This window comes from Brevundimonas sp. SPF441 (assembly GCF_009661015.1).
Classification (GTDB): Bacteria; Pseudomonadota; Alphaproteobacteria; order Caulobacterales; family Caulobacteraceae; genus Brevundimonas; species Brevundimonas vesicularis.
On record NZ_WJWX01000002.1, the window covers coordinates 155,878 to 171,599 of the forward strand.

Here is a 15,722-nt window from a genome sequence, read left to right on the forward strand (position 1 = left end):
CATCCGTGATTGGGGTGTGGATTGCTGTTGTTCGCTACATTCCATTGGGGCCACAAAATGCATTTGAAACGACAATATCTGTTTGGGACGACGATTCTTGCCGGCGTTCTGGCGGTCGCTGCGCCTTCGTTCGCGCAATCGACCTCCGGCAGCCAAGACGCAACCGAAGTCGGCGAAATCGTCGTCACCGGTTCGCGCATCGTCCGCCCGAACCAAGACGCGCCTACCCAGGTGCAGGTCGTGTCGTCCGAGGCCATCGAAAACACGGGTGAAGTGAACCTGGGCGAAATCCTCCGCACCTTGCCCGCCGCAGGCGTTTCCTCGCTGACGCCCACCAACTCCAACTTCTTCACGCAAGGCAACGGCGTTGCGACGGTCAACCTTCGCAACCTCGGCGAAGACCGCACCCTCGTTCTGGTGAACGGCCGTCGCTTCGTCGCCGGTCTGCCGGGCACGCAAGTTGTCGACTTCAACAGCCTGCCGACCGAGTTCATCGACCGCGTCGACGTCGTCACTGGCGGCGCCTCCTCGATCTACGGTTCTGACGCCTTGGCCGGCGTGGTGAACATCATCACGGACAAGGACTACGAAGGGTTCCAGCTCTTCGGTCAGTACGGCATCACCGATCGTGGCGATCGCGAGAACTACAAGGTTGGCACCAAGTTTGGTTCGAACTTCGCCGATGATCGCGGCAATTTCGTCGGCACCCTATCCTATCAGGAAAACAAAGCCGTCTACGCCCGTGATCGCGCCGACCGTGGTATGGATCGTGACGGCCTGGGTGGTCTGAACTTCGCGGACGGCACTTTCGGCGAAACGCGCTACTTCTTCGGTTCGAGCTTCATTCCGCGTGGCGTGGCGATCGTTCCCGGCATCGGCCTGAACAACTCGAACCGCGTCTATGAGCCGACGACTGGCGCTCAACGCCCGTATGCTGCTGCCACCGACGGCTTTAACCGTCAGGGCAGCCGTCAGCTGTACGTGCCGAATACGGCGCTGCAGTTCTCCGGCCAGGCGCTGTATGACTTCAACGACAACAATCGCTTCTTCTTCGAGGGGTCATACTACCGCGGCCAAACCAAGAGCGACATCGAGCCGAGCCCCGTTTCGGGCGCGGACATCTTCCGCGACGCGCAAGACGTTGGTTTGAACCCGCAGTGCTCGGCCACCGGCTGCCTTTATGGTATTCCCTTGGTCAGCGCGATCGTTCCCGAGTCCATCCGTCAAGCGGTTCGTGATCGCACGCCCGGTCTGACCGATGCTCAGCGCGTCGTTGGCTTCCAACGCCGCATGACCGAGTTCGGCAACCGTCAGAACGAAGCGACCCGCGACCTGTTCCGCGTGGTTGCTGGCCTGGAGGGCGAGCTTCCGGGTTCGATGAACCTCAAGTATGAAATCAGCGGTAACTGGGGTCGCAGCTCGGAGCAGCAGCTCACGAACGGCGGCATCCTCAAGGATCGCCTGATCAATACGCTCGACGTGGTCGACACGGGTGGTGGCGTGCTGGCTTGCCGCAATATCGCAGAGCGTGCTCGTGGCTGTACGCCCTTCCGTATCTTCGAGGAAGGTGGCGCGTCGCAGGGCGTGGTCAACTACATCAAGGTTCAGAACTCGTTCGACTCCTTCGTCGATCAGAAGGTTCTGAACGGCTTCCTGAGCGGCGATCTCTTCGAACTGCCGGCTGGTCCCATCCAGTTCGTCGTGGGTTCGGAATACCGTCGTGAAGAGTCGCGCAACACGCCTGACTCCACGCTTCAGCAAGGCTTGGCCAGCGGCAACATCGCCCCTGAAACCAAGGGTGATTTCAAGGTCATCGAAGGCTTCGCCGAACTGCGCGTGCCGCTGCTTCGCGACATGCCGTTCGCGCATCAACTCGACCTGAACCTGTCGGGCCGCCTCTCGGATTATTCGACCGTCGGCAACACCGAAGCCTGGGCTGCGTCGCTGGAGTATATGCCAACGGACTGGATCAAGTTCCGCTCGCAGTATTCGGTCGCTGTGCGTGCCCCGAACATCAGCGAGTTGTTCTCGGGCCGGTCGCAGACCTTCCCGACCAACCTTGATCCCTGCCGCGGTTTGACGACCTCGGGTGGCCAAGCTGCGTTTACGAACACGCGTGTGGACATCGCCAACCCGTCGAACGTCGCCGCCAGTGGTGTCAATGCATCGACGATCGGAAGCGATCAGGCCCGGGCCTGCTTGGCGGATCCCACCCTGGCGGCGCGTGTCGCCCGTGACGGCGTGTTCGCTCAAACCCAAGCCGAGGCACAAGGCACGGGCGGCTTCAACAGCGGCAACCCGAACCTGAGCCAAGAAAAGAGCACCAGCATCACCGGCGGTGTTCTGTTCAATGCGGATTGGTATGACTGGCTGTCGCCCTTCTCGCTGTCGGTCGATTACTTCAACATCGAAATCGACGACATCATCGCCAACCTGGCGCGCGGCACCAGCTTGAACGAATGCTATGTCAACAGCGGCGGCGTCTACAACGCGTCCAGCCCGTTCTGTCAGTCCGTCATTCGTTACGCATCTGGTACGGCGCAGGTCGGCGCAATGCGTGAACTGAACTCCCAAACGCAGAACCTGGGAACGTTCAAGACCAGCGGTATCGACGTTCAAGCCAGCTACACGTTCGACTTCGACAACTTCCCCGTCACCCGCAACTTCGGTGGCAACTGGGGTACGCTTGTCGCCAGCCTGACCTATCAGCACCTCGACGAGTACAAGACTTCGCCGTTGCCGGGTGCGGAGCTGGTTGAATCGGCAGGCACCACGGGCCTGTCGAAGAACAAGGCTCAACTGGATCTGCTGTACCGTCGCAATGCTCTGACGGTGTCGTGGCAAACCCAGTTCGTCGGCGAAAGCTGCTACTTCGACCTCGACGACTGCGCCGACAACGATGTCAGCGGCTACATCGGCCTGAAGACCTTCTCGGATCTGCAGGTTCGCTACGCCGTCACGCCGAAGGCCACGGTCTTCGCCGGCGTCGACAACATCTTCGATGAGTATGTTTATATTGGCCAAGGCTATGGCCAACCGACCGGCTGGACGACCGAACCGGCTGTCTATGATGGCCTGGGACGTCGCTTCGTGATGGGCGCGCGCGTCAGCTTCTAAGCTGTCGTAGTTTCTTGAAGTGGGCGGAAGACGGAAACGTCTTCCGCCCATTTTCAATTGCGACCATCAGCCTAACGACTTCACGATTTTCGACAAATCAGCGGCAAAGCTTTTGGTTTGTGCTGTTCTTCGGGCCGACTCACATTATCGCCGTAACCTTCTCTTAACCTTCATGGGCGCAATCCTTAACGCGCTCATAACCAAAGCGATTCGGCGGGGCGGTCGGTTGGTTTGAAGGGGCGGGTCAGCAGGTCGGAAACAGAAAATGTCGCTCTCATTGGTCAAGCCGCAACACACTGAACTGAAGCCCCGCATCGTCGTGTTCGGCGTCGGCGGCGCCGGCGGCAACGCCGTGAACAACATGATCGACGCCGGCCTCGAAGGGGTCGAGTTCGTCGTGGCCAACACCGACGCGCAGCACCTCAGCTTCGCCAAGACCGATCGCCGCATCCAGCTGGGCGAGACCATCACCCAGGGTCTGGGCGCCGGCGCCCACCCCGAAGTCGGCATGAACGCCGCCGAGGAGTCCGCTGACGAGATCCATCAGCACCTGGAAGGTGCGCACATGGTCTTCATCACCTGCGGCATGGGCGGCGGCACCGGCACCGGCGCGGCCCCTGTCATCGCCAAATGCGCGCGTGATCGCGGCATCCTGACCGTCGGCGTCGTAACCAAGCCCTTCACCTTCGAAGGCCGTCATCGCATGCGCCTGGCCGACGCGGGCGTCGCCGAGCTGCAACGCTATGTCGACACCCTGATCGTCATCCCGAACCAGAACCTGTTCCGCGTCGCCAATGAGCGCACGACCTTCGCCGACGCCTTCGGCATGGCCGATCAGGTCCTGCACTCGGGCGTGCGCTCGATCACCGACCTGATGATCCTGCCGGGCCTGATCAACCTGGACTTCGCCGATGTGCGCGCGGTCATGTCCGAGATGGGCAAGGCGATGATGGGCACGGGCGAGGCCACGGGCGACGACCGCGCCCTGCTGGCGGCCCAGAACGCCATCGCCAACCCGCTGCTGGACGAGACCAGCCTGAAGGGCGCCAAGGCCGTGCTGGTGAACATCACCGGCGGTCTGGACATGACGCTGCTGGAAGTCGACGAAGCCGCCAACGCCATCAGCGCGGAAGTGGACGGCGACGCCAACATCATCTTCGGCGCGGCCTTCGACCCGGCCCTGGATGGCAAGATCCGCGTCTCAGTCGTCGCGACCGGCATGGACGAGGGCGAAGTGCGTCGCATCGAACCCATCGCCCCGCCGGCCGCCAGCGCGCCGCTGGCTGGTCATGACGCTCGCCGCTCGGCTGGGGGTTTGTATGGCACGCAAGCCTCGCGCGCGCCGGAACCGACCCGCGACGCCTACCGTGAGCCGGTTCGCGCAGAAGCCCCGCGCGCGCCTGAGCCCCGCATCGAGGCGGCGCCGGTCGTGCCGACCTTTCAGGCCCCTGCCGCTCGCGAACCGGAACCGCGCCCCGAGCCGGTGATCCGCGTCGCCGAGCCGCAGCCGCGCGCTCTGGACCCCATCGTTGATCCTTGGGTCGAGGAATATGAAACCCGCGCGCCGGCCCCGCGCGTCGCGCCGCAAGGCGATCTCTATGAGCGCGCCGCGCCTGCGGCCCAGCAGCCTCAGGCCGACGATGGTTACGACGACCGTGACCACCGCCGCAGCGGCTGGAGCCTGTTTGGTCGCGGCAAGCGCACCCAGCCTCAGCACGACATGTCCTATGCGCCGCAATCGTCGCATCAGGCGCGCTCTTCGGCTCAACCGGTCCAACATCAAGAACCGGAGGCGGGACAGGCCGATGACGACCTGGAAATCCCATCCTTTCTCCGCCGTCTGGCCAACTAAACGTCCCAAATGACGATGAAACGCCCCGGAGCCCGCCTCCGGGGCGTTTCTCGTTCTCGGATGTGTCTCAGACCGAAACAATCCGAAACCGGACTTTGATTTCGCGCTTGCGGCATGACCGCTAGATGAAACGCAGGGCGCAATCCGCACGGCGTGCGGCGCGCAAAGGAAAGAGCGAGTTCAGGTTTGTCGGTCAGAAGCGACCATCACGAACGCACCATCGTCGCCCCGGCCATCATCGCCGGGGTCGGGGTGCACACCGGCCGCCGGGTGCGGCTGGCGGTTCGGCCTGCGCCATCTGGCACGGGCATCGTCTTCGTGCGCACTGACATCACCGACCGCGACAACCGCATTCCGGTGTCGGGCGAGGCCGTGCTTGACGCCCGCCTGAACACCATGATCGAGAACGGCGCGGGCGTTCGCCTTTCGACCATCGAGCATCTGATGGCCGCTTTCGCGGCGCTGGGCGTGTCGAACGCCGTGATCGAGGTCGACGGACCGGAGCTGCCGATCCTGGACGGTTCGGCGCTGGAGTTCGTGAAGCTGCTGGACCGGGCCGGTTTCCGACCGCAGCCGACGCCGCAGCGCTACATCGAGATTCTGGAAACGGTCCATGTCGTCGAGGGCGACAAGCATGCGGCCCTGATGCCGTGCGACCGCTACGAGATGCGGTTCGAGATCGACTTCCCGTCGGCCGTGATCGGCAATCAAGTGATCGACTTCGTCGTGGACGAACCGACCTTCCGCAAGGAGATCATGGCCTGCCGCACCTTCGGTTTCGCCCATGAGGTCGAGGCGTTGCGCAAGGCGGGTCTGGCGCGGGGCGGCTCGCTGGAGAACGCCGTGGTCATCGACGGCGACGAGATTTTGAATCCCGGCGGCCTGCGCATGGAACGCGAGTTCGTCCGTCACAAGGCGCTGGACGCCATCGGCGACCTGTATGTCCTGGGCGCGCCGCTGTTGGGTCGCTACGAAGGCTACAAGGCCGGTCACGCCCTGAACAACAGGCTGGTCCGCGCCCTGTTGGCTGCGCCACATGCGTGGCGCGAAGTGACGCGCGTGCCGGAGCTGGCGCGGGTGGGCTGAGGCCTGCGCTCTCCCTCCCCGGAACGGGGAAGGAGAGACGTTTGCGCTAAACTCCGATCACGCTGATCAACCGCCCGAAATCTGGCTCGCTCTGCTGGAAGGCGCGGCGGTTCGAGTAGAAGCGTTCCGCATCCGCGCAGGTGTCGTGGCCGGTCCAGACGGCTTGGCCGACCCCGGCTTGCTGGAGCCGCCACAGGACGAAGCCGGGCAGGTCGAACTGGCGTTTGTCGTCGGTGTCGCCGGGCTGGAAGAAGCGCTCGCTGCCAGGGTCGTGGTGGATGAAGCGGTCCTCGAAATCGACGCCGACCTCGTAGCTGGCGGGGGCGATGCACGGGCCGACGACGGCCAGGGTGCGCCGAGGCTCGGCGCCCAGGGCCTGCATGGCGGAAACGGCGGAGTGGATGACGCCGCCCAGCGCGCCCTTCCAGCCGGCGTGGACGGCAGCGACGATGCGGGTCTCGGGATCGGCCATCAGGATCGGCGCGCAGTCGGCGGTCAGGACTGAACACAACAGGCCCGGCTCGGCCGAGACGACGGCGTCGCCTTCCGGACGGTCGCCATGCCAGGGACCTTCGGCCACACGCGCCACGGCGGAATGGATCTGGTAGCAGCCGTTCAGATGATTGGCGTCGGCATTGAAATGGGCCGCGACGCGCCGGCGGTTTTCGGCGACGGCGGCCGGTTCGTCCTTGGAGCCGACGCCAGCGTTCAACCCTTCATAGATGCCGGTCGAGACGCCGCCCGCACGGGTGAAGAAGCCGTGGGCGATGCCGACGGCGGTCAGAAGCGGGTGGGTGATGGGGGCCAGGTCGCTCATGCCCCTACCTATATCAGGCGTCCCAGCCGGGCACGACCATGGATCGGGGTGCGAAGATGGCGGCGGCCTTGAACAGGGTTCCCATCTGGTTGTCGCCGGTCAGCCGATGCAGCTGGCGGTCGATGACGCCGGACGCGGCGGGGCGGCCGGATTTCAGCGCCGCGGCCCGGGCCTCGATGCCCAGCCGGCGCAGGAACTCGCCTTGGGGCAGGCTGCCGGTGACGTCGGCGCCGGTTCGCACCGCGCCTTCCAGCACCAGGGGGAAGTCGGCCCATTGGGTTAGGTCAGCTTCGCCTGGTGTTGCGAGGGGATCGACCTTCTGGTGACGACGCAAGGCCTGGAGCGTGTCGCCGGCTTCGGGGCAGGCGCGGCCATAGTCGATCAGCAGGGCGGCGCCCGAGGCGGCCTTCATCAACAGGCCGAGGTCGCGGCCGAAGACCGCCTGCTGATCCGAAATTTCCAGAATGCCGCCTGGCGCGATCTCGAAGTCCGGCTTCTGAAAACCGCCGGAAATGGCGGTCAGGCCGAAGATCAGGTCGCCATCGTCTGTGACGCCGATGCAGCGCTCGGCCCAGCCGCCGTCGGTGCGGACGAACTGACGGGCGGGCATGCAGTCCAGCACTTCGTTGGCGATCAGGATGACAGGGGCGTCGGTCTCGATCGCCGTCAGGCTGCGGACCCAGCGCGGCGACAGGTCGGCGCCGGCTAAGGCTTTGGCCTGGAGGTCGCGCAAGGGGGCGCTGGGTTCGATCAGGATCAGATCGCAGGCTTCGAGAAAGCCCGGGACTAGGCGGGCGGCGCGCAAGGCGTCGCTCATCAACGTACCGTCGCCGGGGCCGACCTCGACCAGGCGGAACCGCTCGGGCGCACCCAGCCGGTTCCAGGTTTCGACCGCCCACAGGCCGATCAGTTCACCGAACATCTGGCTGACCAGGGGGGCGGTGATGAAGTCGCCACGCGCGCCCAAATCTGGACGCGACGCATAGTAGCCGCCCTTGGGATCGTGCAGGCAGCGGGTCACGTAGTCGGCGACCGTCATCGGACCCGTCAAGGCGATCTCGCGCGCCAGACGGGCCTTGAGGGTTTCGGTCTCGCTCATGCCTCAGCGGCAGCCGGCGGGCGCTTCCATGCGCGCCAGATCAGCCAGGCGCCGACCAGGATCATCGGGATCGACAGCATCATTCCCATGGTCAGGCCGAACGGGAAATCTGGCATGCCGATATCCGGCTCGCGCACATTCTCCAGCGCCGCACGGCAGACGCCATAGCCCACCAGGAACAGGCCGGTGATATAGCCGGGCTTCTTCAGCAGGCCGAACTTCCAGATGGCAATGGAAAGGACGGAGAAGAGGACGATCCCCTCAAGACCCGCCTCATAGAGCTGGCTGGGGTGGCGGGGCGCATCGCCCGCGGGGCAGAAACCGTACATCTGTTCAATGCGGGCGTTGCAGAAGCGCACGGCCCAGGGAACGGTCGTCTCGCGGCCCCACAACTCGCCATTGATGAAGTTGGCCAGGCGGCCGAACATCAGGCCGATCGGCACGACAGGTGCGACCAGATCCCCGAGGCGCAGCATGTCGATCTTCTGCGACCGGGCATAGAGGACGATGGCCAGGCAGACGCCCAGGAAGCCGCCGTGGAAGCTCATGCCGCCGGTCCACAGCTGGAACAGTTCAAACCGCTCGCCCAGCGTCTGGCCGGTGAACAGCTGGCCGTACATGGCCGGCTTGTAGAAGAGGGCGTAGCCCAGGCGGCCGCCCAGGATGATGCCCAGCACGATCCACAGCACCAGGTCGTCCAGTTGCGTCGTGGTGACAGGCGGCTTGCCGGGCGCCCACAGCCGCTGGGTCTTGGTCAGGCGCGCGGCGTACCACCAGCCCAGCACGATGCCGGCGACATAGGCCAGCGCGTACCAGCGGATCGGAAGCGGTCCGAGGTGGATCAGGACCGGATCGAATTCGGGAAAGGGCAATGGGCGTTCCTGTGCGGGACTGTCTTTGACAGCGGTTTAGCAAGCGTCGCCGCCGTCGTCGCCTGTGAAGACGCATCACGACGCCTTGATGGCGCCCGCGAAGCAGCAGAAAGAAAGGTTTCGTTCACCATAGTCGGTGAACCTTCGTTAACGACGTTGAGGTCGGAGCCGCCATGCAGACCCGCAATCCCATTCTGGACGAGTTCGCCAAGCTGACGACCGGCGCCATGGGCCTTGCCCAGGCCGCAGGCGAAGAGGCCAAGACCGCCTGGCGCGCCCAGGCTGACCGGATCGCCGCCGAAATGGACCTGGTCCGTCGCGACGAGTTTGATGTTCTGAAGGACGAGATCGCGGCTCTGCGGGCTGAGATCGCAGAGCTGAAGGCCGCCCAAAAGCCGGCTGCAAAGCCCGCGAAGGGAACGTCCACAGATGGAACTCAACCCGGGGACGCAGCCGGTTGAGCCGAATCTGCGAACAGGCTTACCGTTCTGTTAACGCCCGCGATTCTCGCGGACGCAGCGTGAAAGACACTTGATGGACATCGCCCGGCCCGAGGAAGTGGACGTGCCCTTCGACCCGCTTGAGGTCGTCGAGCATGTGCTCACGGCCGAGAATCTTCCGTTCGACCGCACCGACGATGGCGACCTCGCCTTTGCTCTGGCCGGCGACTGGAAGGACTATGAGCTGTGGTTCGCCTGGCGTCCCGAGGGCGACTGTCTTCAGCTGTGCTGCGCGCTGGATCTGAAGGTGGCCAAAAGCCGCAAGACGGCGGCCTATGAACTGGTCGGCCTGATCAACCAGCGCACCTGGATGGGCCATTTCGAAGTCTGGGCCGAGGACGGGGAGATCGTCTTCCGTCATTCGCTGGCCTTGCCGATGGGTGAGCGTCCGACCCTGGCCCAGGCGGCGTCGATGATCGACGCGGCCATCGAGGCTTCGGATCGCTACTATCCCGCCTTCGACTTCATGGTGCGCGGGAACAAGAAGCCGCAGGAGGCGATCGACGCCTGCCTGTTCGAGACCGTCGGCACCGCCTGATGCCAAGCGCGGCATCTGTGCCGGGGCCCGTTGTCCTGGTCGGCTGCGGCCGGCTGGGCTCCGCCATTCTGGAAGGCTGGCTGCTGACCGAGACGGTGGCGGCATCCGACCTGATCATTCTCTCTCCGTCTAAGAAGCCGGCTGCCGAGACGGCGCGGGCCAAGGGCGCGCGGGTCAATCCGCCGCTGGAGGTCCTGACCGAGGCGGCGGTAATCGTTCTGGCGGTCAAACCGGCCATGTGGCGTCAAGTAATGGCTCCGCTGGCGCCGTTCCTGAACGACCGAGCCGTCATCCTGTCGGTAATGGCGGGCGTGACGGCGCCGACGCTGGCGGAAGGCCTGGGAAGCTGGCCCATCGTGCGGGTGATGCCGACGACCGGTGTGTCGCGCGGGCGCGGCGTGGCCTCGGTCTGGTCGGCGGATACGCGCGCCGAGGGCATCGGGCGGGCATTGTTCGAGCCGATGGCCGAGACGGTCGTGCTGGCCGACCAGGCGCTGATGGATGCGGCGACAGCGGTGGCCGGCTCGGGCGCAGCCTATTTCTACGCCTTCACCGAAGCGCTGGCGCGGGCCGGGGAGGCGGCGGGTCTGGATGCGGCGACGGCCGATGTGCTGGCGCGCGCGACCCTGAGGTCCGCAGCCGACTCCATGGGTGACGACGGGCTGGAGGCCCTGATCGGCCGCATCGCCTCGCCTGGCGGCTCGACCCGCGCCGGGCTTGACGCCATGGCGAAGGACGGCCGCCTCACGGCGATGCTGGACGAGACGGTCGCGGCGGCGGTCAGACGCAACCGCGAGATGGGCTAGAAGCGTCCGCGCTCGATCTGATCGCCGAAGCGCTCGAACGCGCGGTCAGCGTCGCGCCAGACGCTGTAGCCCCAGACGTCGTTGATGCTGGGCGTGAAATAGGAATAGTCCACGGGCCGCGTCACACCGTCCGCCATCACGATCTCGCCTTTGATGGCCGCGCCGCCGATCGACACGCTGCGGATCGGGTCGAGGCCGGGCGTCTGACGGACCTGTTCGAAAGTCGGCCGGTTGGGCTTCAGGTCGACCAGGACCAGATTGGCGGTCGCGCCCGGATAACGCTGGGCCAAGGCCTTTCCAACCTCGGCCTGAAGGCCGGCGATCTGTTCGTTGACCTCGCGGTCGCCGAGCTTTTCGACCTCGCGCTGAAGCTGCGGCCCGACCGTGACGTTCACCGTCGGCGCTTGAGCCTGAGCCATGGCGGCGACGGCGAGTGTCGCGGCCAGAGGTGCAAAGAAGGCGAGTTTACGCATCGAAATCATCTCCAAGCCCTGTCGCCCTCAAGATGACCCTTGCAGCGTTGTTTCGCCAGACCCTGCTGACGAAAGCTTTAAAGCCTTAGGCGGATTCAGCCACGGTGACCGCGCCGGGGATGCGGATGGTCGCTTTCAATCCGCCCAGTTCGCTACGATCCAGGGTGACGTCGCCCCCGTGGCCGCGCGCCACGTCGCGCGCGATGGCCAAGCCCAGACCGACGCCCTTGCGGTTCTGGTTGCGGGAGTCGTCCAGGCGCGAGAAGGGCCGGAAGGCCTCGTCGTACATGGCTTCGGGAATGCCGGGTCCGTCGTCCTCGACGATGATCTCCAGCCCGCCGGACGCCAGGGCGCGGCCCGACAGCCACACATGTTCGCCGTGCGAGGCGGCGTTGCCGGCCAGGTTCACCAGGGCGCGCTTGAAGGCGAGGGGGCGAACGGAGGCGGTCAGGCCATCAGCCACGACAACTTCGACCTCGGCGCCGGCGCGTTTTGCATCCTCGCCGGCGGCGTTCAGCAGGTCGGAGATCGAGACAGGCTTCGGCGGTTCGCCCGCCTCGCCACGGGCGAAGTCGAGGTATTCGTCGATCATGTGTTCCATCTCGTCCAGGTCGCCGCGCATGGCGGACTGGCGCTTGAACGGTGGCGCCAACGCCAGTTCGAGACGCAGACGGGTCAGGGGCGTGCGCAGGTCGTGGCTGACCGAGGCGAGCAGGGCGGTGCGTTGATCGATGTGGCGTTGGATGCGGTCGCGCATGGCCATGAAGGCCACGGCGGCGGCGCGGACCTCGCGCGCGCCATGCGGCTTGAACCGTGGCACGGTTTCGCCGCGCCCGAAGGCTTCTGCTGCGTCGGCCAGACGCTCGATGGCGCGGACCTGATTGCGGATGAACAGGATGGCCACGCCCATCAACAGAACGGTCGCCACCGCCAACCACAAGACGAAGATATGAGCCTGCGTCGCCACCGCGCGCTCGCGTGGGGCGATGATGCGCAGCACCCCTTGCGGCTCCTGCACCTGGATGTCGACGTAGGCGGGATAGCGGGTGGTGTCGAACCAGTAGGGGCGGTCCAGACGCGCATCTAAGGCCTTGTCCAGCACCCGGTCCACCACGCCGATGGCGCCGCGGCGCTCTTCCGTCGGAAGGGTGCGCCCGTCCTGAAGCACGATGGACAGGGACATGGACCGCTCGGCGCGATTGGCCAGCTTGTCCAGGTTCGCCGGGCTGGGGTCGTCCTCATAGCTCTCGACGGCCCAGGCGATGTCGCCGGCCAAGCCTTCGGACAGGCGCGCGGTCACCGTCTGCCAGTGAGCGTCGAAGAAGACCCACGTCACCGCCATCTGCATGACCAGCACCGGCAGGACGATAATCAGCAGCGACCGGCCCCATAGCGAGGTCGGCAGGCGCCGCTTCAGAAAGCGCGGCCACAGATAGGCGGGCAGAAGCCGCATCGGCTCAGTCGGGAGCCAGCATATAGCCGACGCCGCGCACCGTCTGGAGATAGCGCGGGTTCTTGGGATCGACTTCCAGCTTGCGGCGCAGGCGCGTCACCTGGACGTCCACGGCGCGGCCGGTGATGTCGGCGGTGTCGGGCGACAGACTCATCCGCTCGACCGGAGCATGGGCATGAAGCGCCAGGGTCTTGAGCAACTGGGCTTCGGCCTCGGTCAGACGCTGGGGCGCGCCGTCACGGCTCAGCTCCAGCCGCTCCATATCGAAGACGGCGGTGCCCAGCTTGATCTCCTTGGGACCGATCGGCTTGCCGCCGGTGCGACGCAGGATGGCGTCGATCCGCAGCACCAGTTCGCGCGGCTCGAAGGGCTTGGACATGTAGTCATCGGCGCCGCGCGACAGACCCTCGATCCGATCCTCGGCGTCTCCGCGCGCGGTCAGCAGCAGGACCGGCGTCTTGGACAGTTCGGCCTTGTTGCGGACCCAGCTGGTCAGGTCCAGGCCGCTTTCGCCCGGCATCATGACGTCCAGCACGACCAGATCGAACTCGATCAGCTCCATCATCCGCTTGGCGGCGGCCGCGTGCGCGGCGCCCGTCACGCGATAGCCTTCGCGCGCCAGGAATTCCTTCAGCAGTTCGCGGATGCGATCGTCGTCATCGACAATCAGCAGATGGCGGCCGACGCCGGGGCCGGCGATGGGGCCTGAGCGGCCATGCGAGCGCGATTCCGTCATGCTCATGCGACGTTTCCCCCGCTTGCGGCGTTGACCTGAGCGATTCGTGCGGCTCTAAGACCGTCAGTTTCGCGGGAGACGTATTTCAATGGCCTTCGTTCCTTTCGACGATCGTGACGGCTTCATCTGGGTGAATGGCGATTTCGTCCCCTGGAGGGAAGCGAAAACGCACGTTCTGACCCATGCCCTTCACTATGGCTCGTCGGTCTTTGAGGGTGAGCGTATGTACGGCGGCGAAATCTTCAAGCTGACGCAACATTCCGAGCGCCTGAAGCGGTCCGCCAACCTGCTCGATTTCGAGATACCCTACAGCGTCGCTGAAATCGACGCCTTCTGTAAGGAAACCTGCGCCAAGAACGGTCTGACGGACTGCTATGTGCGTCCCGTCGCCTACCTCGGCCCGGAACAGACCAGCGTTTCGGCCCTGAACAACAAGGTGCACCTGGCCATCGCCGTGTGGGACTGGCCCAGCTATTTTGACCCGGAGGTCAAGGCGCGCGGCCTGCGTCTGGAATGGTCCAAGTGGCGTCGTCCCGATCCTGCGACAGCCCCGACGACGGCCAAGGCGGCGGGTCTGTACATGATCTGCACCATGTCCAAAAACGCCGCCGAGCGTCGCGGTTTCGCCGACGCCCTGATGCTGGACTGGCGCGGCTATGTTGCCGAGGCGACCGGCGCCAACGTCTTCTTTGTCAAGGACGGCGTCATCCATACGCCGAACGTCGAGCACATCCTGGACGGCATCACCCGCCAGACCGTGATCGAGATCGCTCGTGAGAAGGGCATCGAGGTCGTGGTGCGTGAGATCAAGCCGGAAGAGCTTTCGGACTTCACCGAATGCTTCCTGACCGGCACGGCCGTCGAGGTGACCCCGGTCGCCGAGGTGGGCGAATATCGCTTCACCCCCGGCGCGCTGTCGCTGGATCTGATGGATCACTACGGCAAGCTGGTGCGCGGCCAACTGTAAGCCGGGGCGCGACGACAGGATGAGGGCGGTCCCTTAAGGGGCCGCCCTTTTTCGTTTCGCTTGCCAGCCGCGTCACTTTGTCCTTGAAGCGAATAAAGACCGGCAGGCGCGCCGGGTGCGGGGATCGTTTTCCATGTTCAGCCTCCTGAACCTCCAGAGCCTTCTGGGTCTGGTCGTCATCGTCGCGGTCTGCTGGGCGATCTCGGAAAACCGCAAGGCCTTCCCCTGGCGGCTGACCATCGGCGCGATCCTGGTGCAGGCGGGGCTGGTGTTGGCCCTGTTCGCCATTCCGGGCTCGCAGGCGGTGCTGGCGGCGGTGACCGGCGCGGTGGATGGTCTGGCGGTCGCGACGACCGAGGGGACCAAGTTCGTCTTCGGCTATCTGGCCGGCGGGGACCAACCCTATACGGTCTCGAACCAGGGCGCGCTTTTCACCTTCGCCTTCCAGGTTCTGCCGCTGATCCTGGTGATTTCCGCCCTGTCGGCCCTGCTGTGGCACTGGAAGATTCTGAAGTGGATCACGCTGGGCTTCGGCTTTCTGTTCCAGAAAACGATGGGTTTGGGCGGCGCGTCGGCCCTGGCGGTCGCGGCCAACATCTTCCTAGGCATGATCGAAAGCCCGATCGTGATCCGCGCCTATCTGGATAAGCTGACGCGGTCCGAGATCTTCCTGATGATGGTGGTGGGCCTGGCGACGGTCGCCGGTTCGACCATGGTGGCCTATGCGACGATCCTGTCGCCGGTGCTGCCCAATGCGGCAGGCCACGTGCTGGTGGCCTCGATCGTTTCGGCGCCGGCCGGCGTGCTGCTGGCGCGGATCATCATTCCCGAGAAAGAGGGGATGGGCGGCGCGGTCGCCGACTATGACTCGGCGCTGAAGTACGACAGCGCCATCGACGCCATCGTCAAAGGCACATCCGACGGCCTGATGGTCGTGTTGAATATCTCGGCCGTGCTGATCGTGTTCGTGGCCTTGGTCGCTTTGGTCAACGTCATGCTGGGCGGGTTCGTCGTGTTCGATGCGCCCCTGACCGTCGAGCGGATGCTGGGCTGGATCTTCGCGCCGGTCGCCTGGCTGATCGGGGTCGAGTGGAAGGACGCCGATGTCGCCGGCTGGCTGCTGGGCGTGAAACTGACCCTGACCGAGTTCGTCGCCTTCATCGACCTGGGCAAGGTGCCGGCCGCAGACATGACCGAGCGCACGCGGATGCTGATGACCTACGCCCTATGCGGCTTCGCCAATATCGGCTCGGTCGGCATCACCGTCACCGGCCTGTCTGTCCTGATGCCCGAACGCCGTGAGGAGGTGCTGGGCATGGTCTGGAAGGGCCTTTTCGCCGGCTTTTTAGCCACCTTGATGACCGCGGCCATCGTCGGCGCTATGCCCAGCGTTGTCTTCGGCTAGG

General features: G+C 65.1%; 14 protein-coding genes. 8 read left to right on the plus strand and 6 right to left on the minus strand.

Annotated features, from left to right (window positions below; all coding sequences use genetic code 11):
* Positions 1-27 precede the first annotated feature (27 nt).
* The 3 genes from GGC30_RS02380 to lpxC all read left to right on the plus strand — a co-directional run bounded on the left by GGC30_RS02380 (position 28) and on the right by lpxC (position 6,055).
* Positions 28-3,117, plus strand: a complete 3,090-nt coding sequence (locus GGC30_RS02380; protein WP_157076446.1) for a TonB-dependent siderophore receptor — start codon at positions 28-30, stop codon at positions 3,115-3,117.
* Between the two features lie 265 nt (positions 3,118-3,382).
* The gene (ftsZ, locus tag GGC30_RS02385) at positions 3,383-4,969 is read left to right on the plus strand and encodes a cell division protein FtsZ (RefSeq protein ID WP_055803793.1); all 1,587 of its coding nucleotides are present in this window, start codon (positions 3,383-3,385) and stop codon (positions 4,967-4,969) included.
* A gap of 186 nt (positions 4,970-5,155) precedes the next feature.
* Complete coding sequence (gene lpxC, locus GGC30_RS02390) at positions 5,156-6,055, plus strand: UDP-3-O-acyl-N-acetylglucosamine deacetylase (protein ID WP_153922564.1); 900 nt, start codon at positions 5,156-5,158, stop codon at positions 6,053-6,055.
* A 46-nt stretch (positions 6,056-6,101) separates the two neighbouring features.
* Here lpxC and pgeF read toward each other — a convergent pair whose 3' ends face one another.
* Genes pgeF through lgt form a run of 3 tightly spaced genes read right to left on the minus strand, consistent with a single transcriptional unit; the run spans position 6,102 to position 8,843 of the window.
* On the minus strand, positions 6,102-6,872 hold the full coding sequence (gene pgeF / locus GGC30_RS02395; protein WP_153922565.1) for a peptidoglycan editing factor PgeF: 771 nt from the start codon (positions 6,870-6,872) through the stop codon (positions 6,102-6,104).
* Positions 6,873-6,885: 13 nt separating this feature from the next.
* Positions 6,886-7,971, minus strand: coding sequence for a class I SAM-dependent methyltransferase (locus tag GGC30_RS02400; protein ID WP_153922566.1), 1,086 nt, complete (start codon positions 7,969-7,971; stop codon positions 6,886-6,888).
* Positions 7,968-8,843, minus strand: coding sequence for a prolipoprotein diacylglyceryl transferase (gene lgt, locus GGC30_RS02405; protein WP_153922567.1), 876 nt, complete (start codon positions 8,841-8,843; stop codon positions 7,968-7,970). Before lgt ends, GGC30_RS02400 begins: the two co-directional genes overlap by 4 nt.
* Before the next feature lie 173 nt (positions 8,844-9,016).
* On the opposite strand from lgt, the gene GGC30_RS02410 reads away from it, so the two are divergent.
* The 3 genes from GGC30_RS02410 (at position 9,017) to GGC30_RS16690 (ending at position 10,687) form a co-directional block, all read left to right on the plus strand.
* Positions 9,017-9,304 carry an accessory factor UbiK family protein gene (locus GGC30_RS02410; protein ID WP_153922568.1) on the plus strand — a complete coding sequence of 96 codons (288 nt, stop codon included), beginning with the start codon at positions 9,017-9,019 and terminating at the stop codon, positions 9,302-9,304.
* A 73-nt stretch (positions 9,305-9,377) separates the two neighbouring features.
* A complete protein-coding gene (locus tag GGC30_RS02415) occupies positions 9,378-9,881 on the plus strand; it encodes a YbjN domain-containing protein (protein WP_017504503.1) in 504 nt (167 codons plus the stop codon).
* Between the two features lie 17 nt (positions 9,882-9,898).
* Positions 9,899-10,687 (plus strand): pyrroline-5-carboxylate reductase family protein, encoded by a 789-nt coding sequence (locus GGC30_RS16690; protein WP_370451839.1) that lies wholly within the window; start codon positions 9,899-9,901, stop codon positions 10,685-10,687.
* Here the strand turns inward: GGC30_RS16690 and GGC30_RS02425 are convergent.
* The 3 genes from GGC30_RS02425 to GGC30_RS02435 form a co-directional block, all read right to left on the minus strand.
* Entirely contained in the window at positions 10,684-11,160 is a 477-nt protein-coding gene (locus GGC30_RS02425; RefSeq protein WP_066555023.1) for a hypothetical protein, read from the minus strand. The genes GGC30_RS16690 and GGC30_RS02425 overlap by 4 nt on opposite strands.
* An 85-nt stretch (positions 11,161-11,245) precedes the next feature.
* Positions 11,246-12,613: an ATP-binding protein gene (locus GGC30_RS02430; RefSeq protein ID WP_153922570.1), complete on the minus strand. Its 1,368-nt coding sequence runs from the start codon at positions 12,611-12,613 to the stop codon at positions 11,246-11,248.
* Between the two features lie 4 nt (positions 12,614-12,617).
* Positions 12,618-13,349, minus strand: coding sequence for a response regulator (locus tag GGC30_RS02435; protein WP_369796268.1), 732 nt, complete (start codon positions 13,347-13,349; stop codon positions 12,618-12,620).
* Positions 13,350-13,437: 88 nt separating this feature from the next.
* Here GGC30_RS02435 and GGC30_RS02440 point away from each other — a divergent pair, with 88 nt between their 5' ends.
* Positions 13,438-14,316, plus strand: coding sequence for a branched-chain amino acid aminotransferase (locus GGC30_RS02440; RefSeq protein WP_045810405.1), 879 nt, complete (start codon positions 13,438-13,440; stop codon positions 14,314-14,316).
* A gap of 133 nt (positions 14,317-14,449) precedes the next feature.
* On the plus strand, positions 14,450-15,721 hold the full coding sequence (locus GGC30_RS02445; protein WP_055803812.1) for a NupC/NupG family nucleoside CNT transporter: 1,272 nt from the start codon (positions 14,450-14,452) through the stop codon (positions 15,719-15,721).
* Position 15,722 lies beyond the last annotated feature (1 nt).

What these genes read in the sequence shown, in the direction of transcription:
- ftsZ (WP_055803793.1), top strand. Translation starts at nt 3,383, where the DNA reads ATGTCGCTCTCATTGGTCAAGCCGCAACACACTGAACTGAAGCCCCGC.
- pgeF (WP_153922565.1), bottom strand. Translation starts at nt 6,872, where the DNA reads ATGAGCGACCTGGCCCCCATCACCCACCCGCTTCTGACCGCCGTCGGC.
- GGC30_RS02400 (WP_153922566.1), bottom strand. Translation starts at nt 7,971, where the DNA reads ATGAGCGAGACCGAAACCCTCAAGGCCCGTCTGGCGCGCGAGATCGCC.
- GGC30_RS02410 (WP_153922568.1), top strand. Translation starts at nt 9,017, where the DNA reads ATGCAGACCCGCAATCCCATTCTGGACGAGTTCGCCAAGCTGACGACC.
- GGC30_RS02415 (WP_017504503.1), top strand. Translation starts at nt 9,378, where the DNA reads ATGGACATCGCCCGGCCCGAGGAAGTGGACGTGCCCTTCGACCCGCTT.
- GGC30_RS02425 (WP_066555023.1), bottom strand. Translation starts at nt 11,160, where the DNA reads ATGCGTAAACTCGCCTTCTTTGCACCTCTGGCCGCGACACTCGCCGTC.
- GGC30_RS02430 (WP_153922570.1), bottom strand. Translation starts at nt 12,613, where the DNA reads ATGCGGCTTCTGCCCGCCTATCTGTGGCCGCGCTTTCTGAAGCGGCGC.
- GGC30_RS02435 (WP_369796268.1), bottom strand. Translation starts at nt 13,349, where the DNA reads ATGACGGAATCGCGCTCGCATGGCCGCTCAGGCCCCATCGCCGGCCCC.
- GGC30_RS02440 (WP_045810405.1), top strand. Translation starts at nt 13,438, where the DNA reads ATGGCCTTCGTTCCTTTCGACGATCGTGACGGCTTCATCTGGGTGAAT.
- GGC30_RS02445 (WP_055803812.1), top strand. Translation starts at nt 14,450, where the DNA reads ATGTTCAGCCTCCTGAACCTCCAGAGCCTTCTGGGTCTGGTCGTCATC.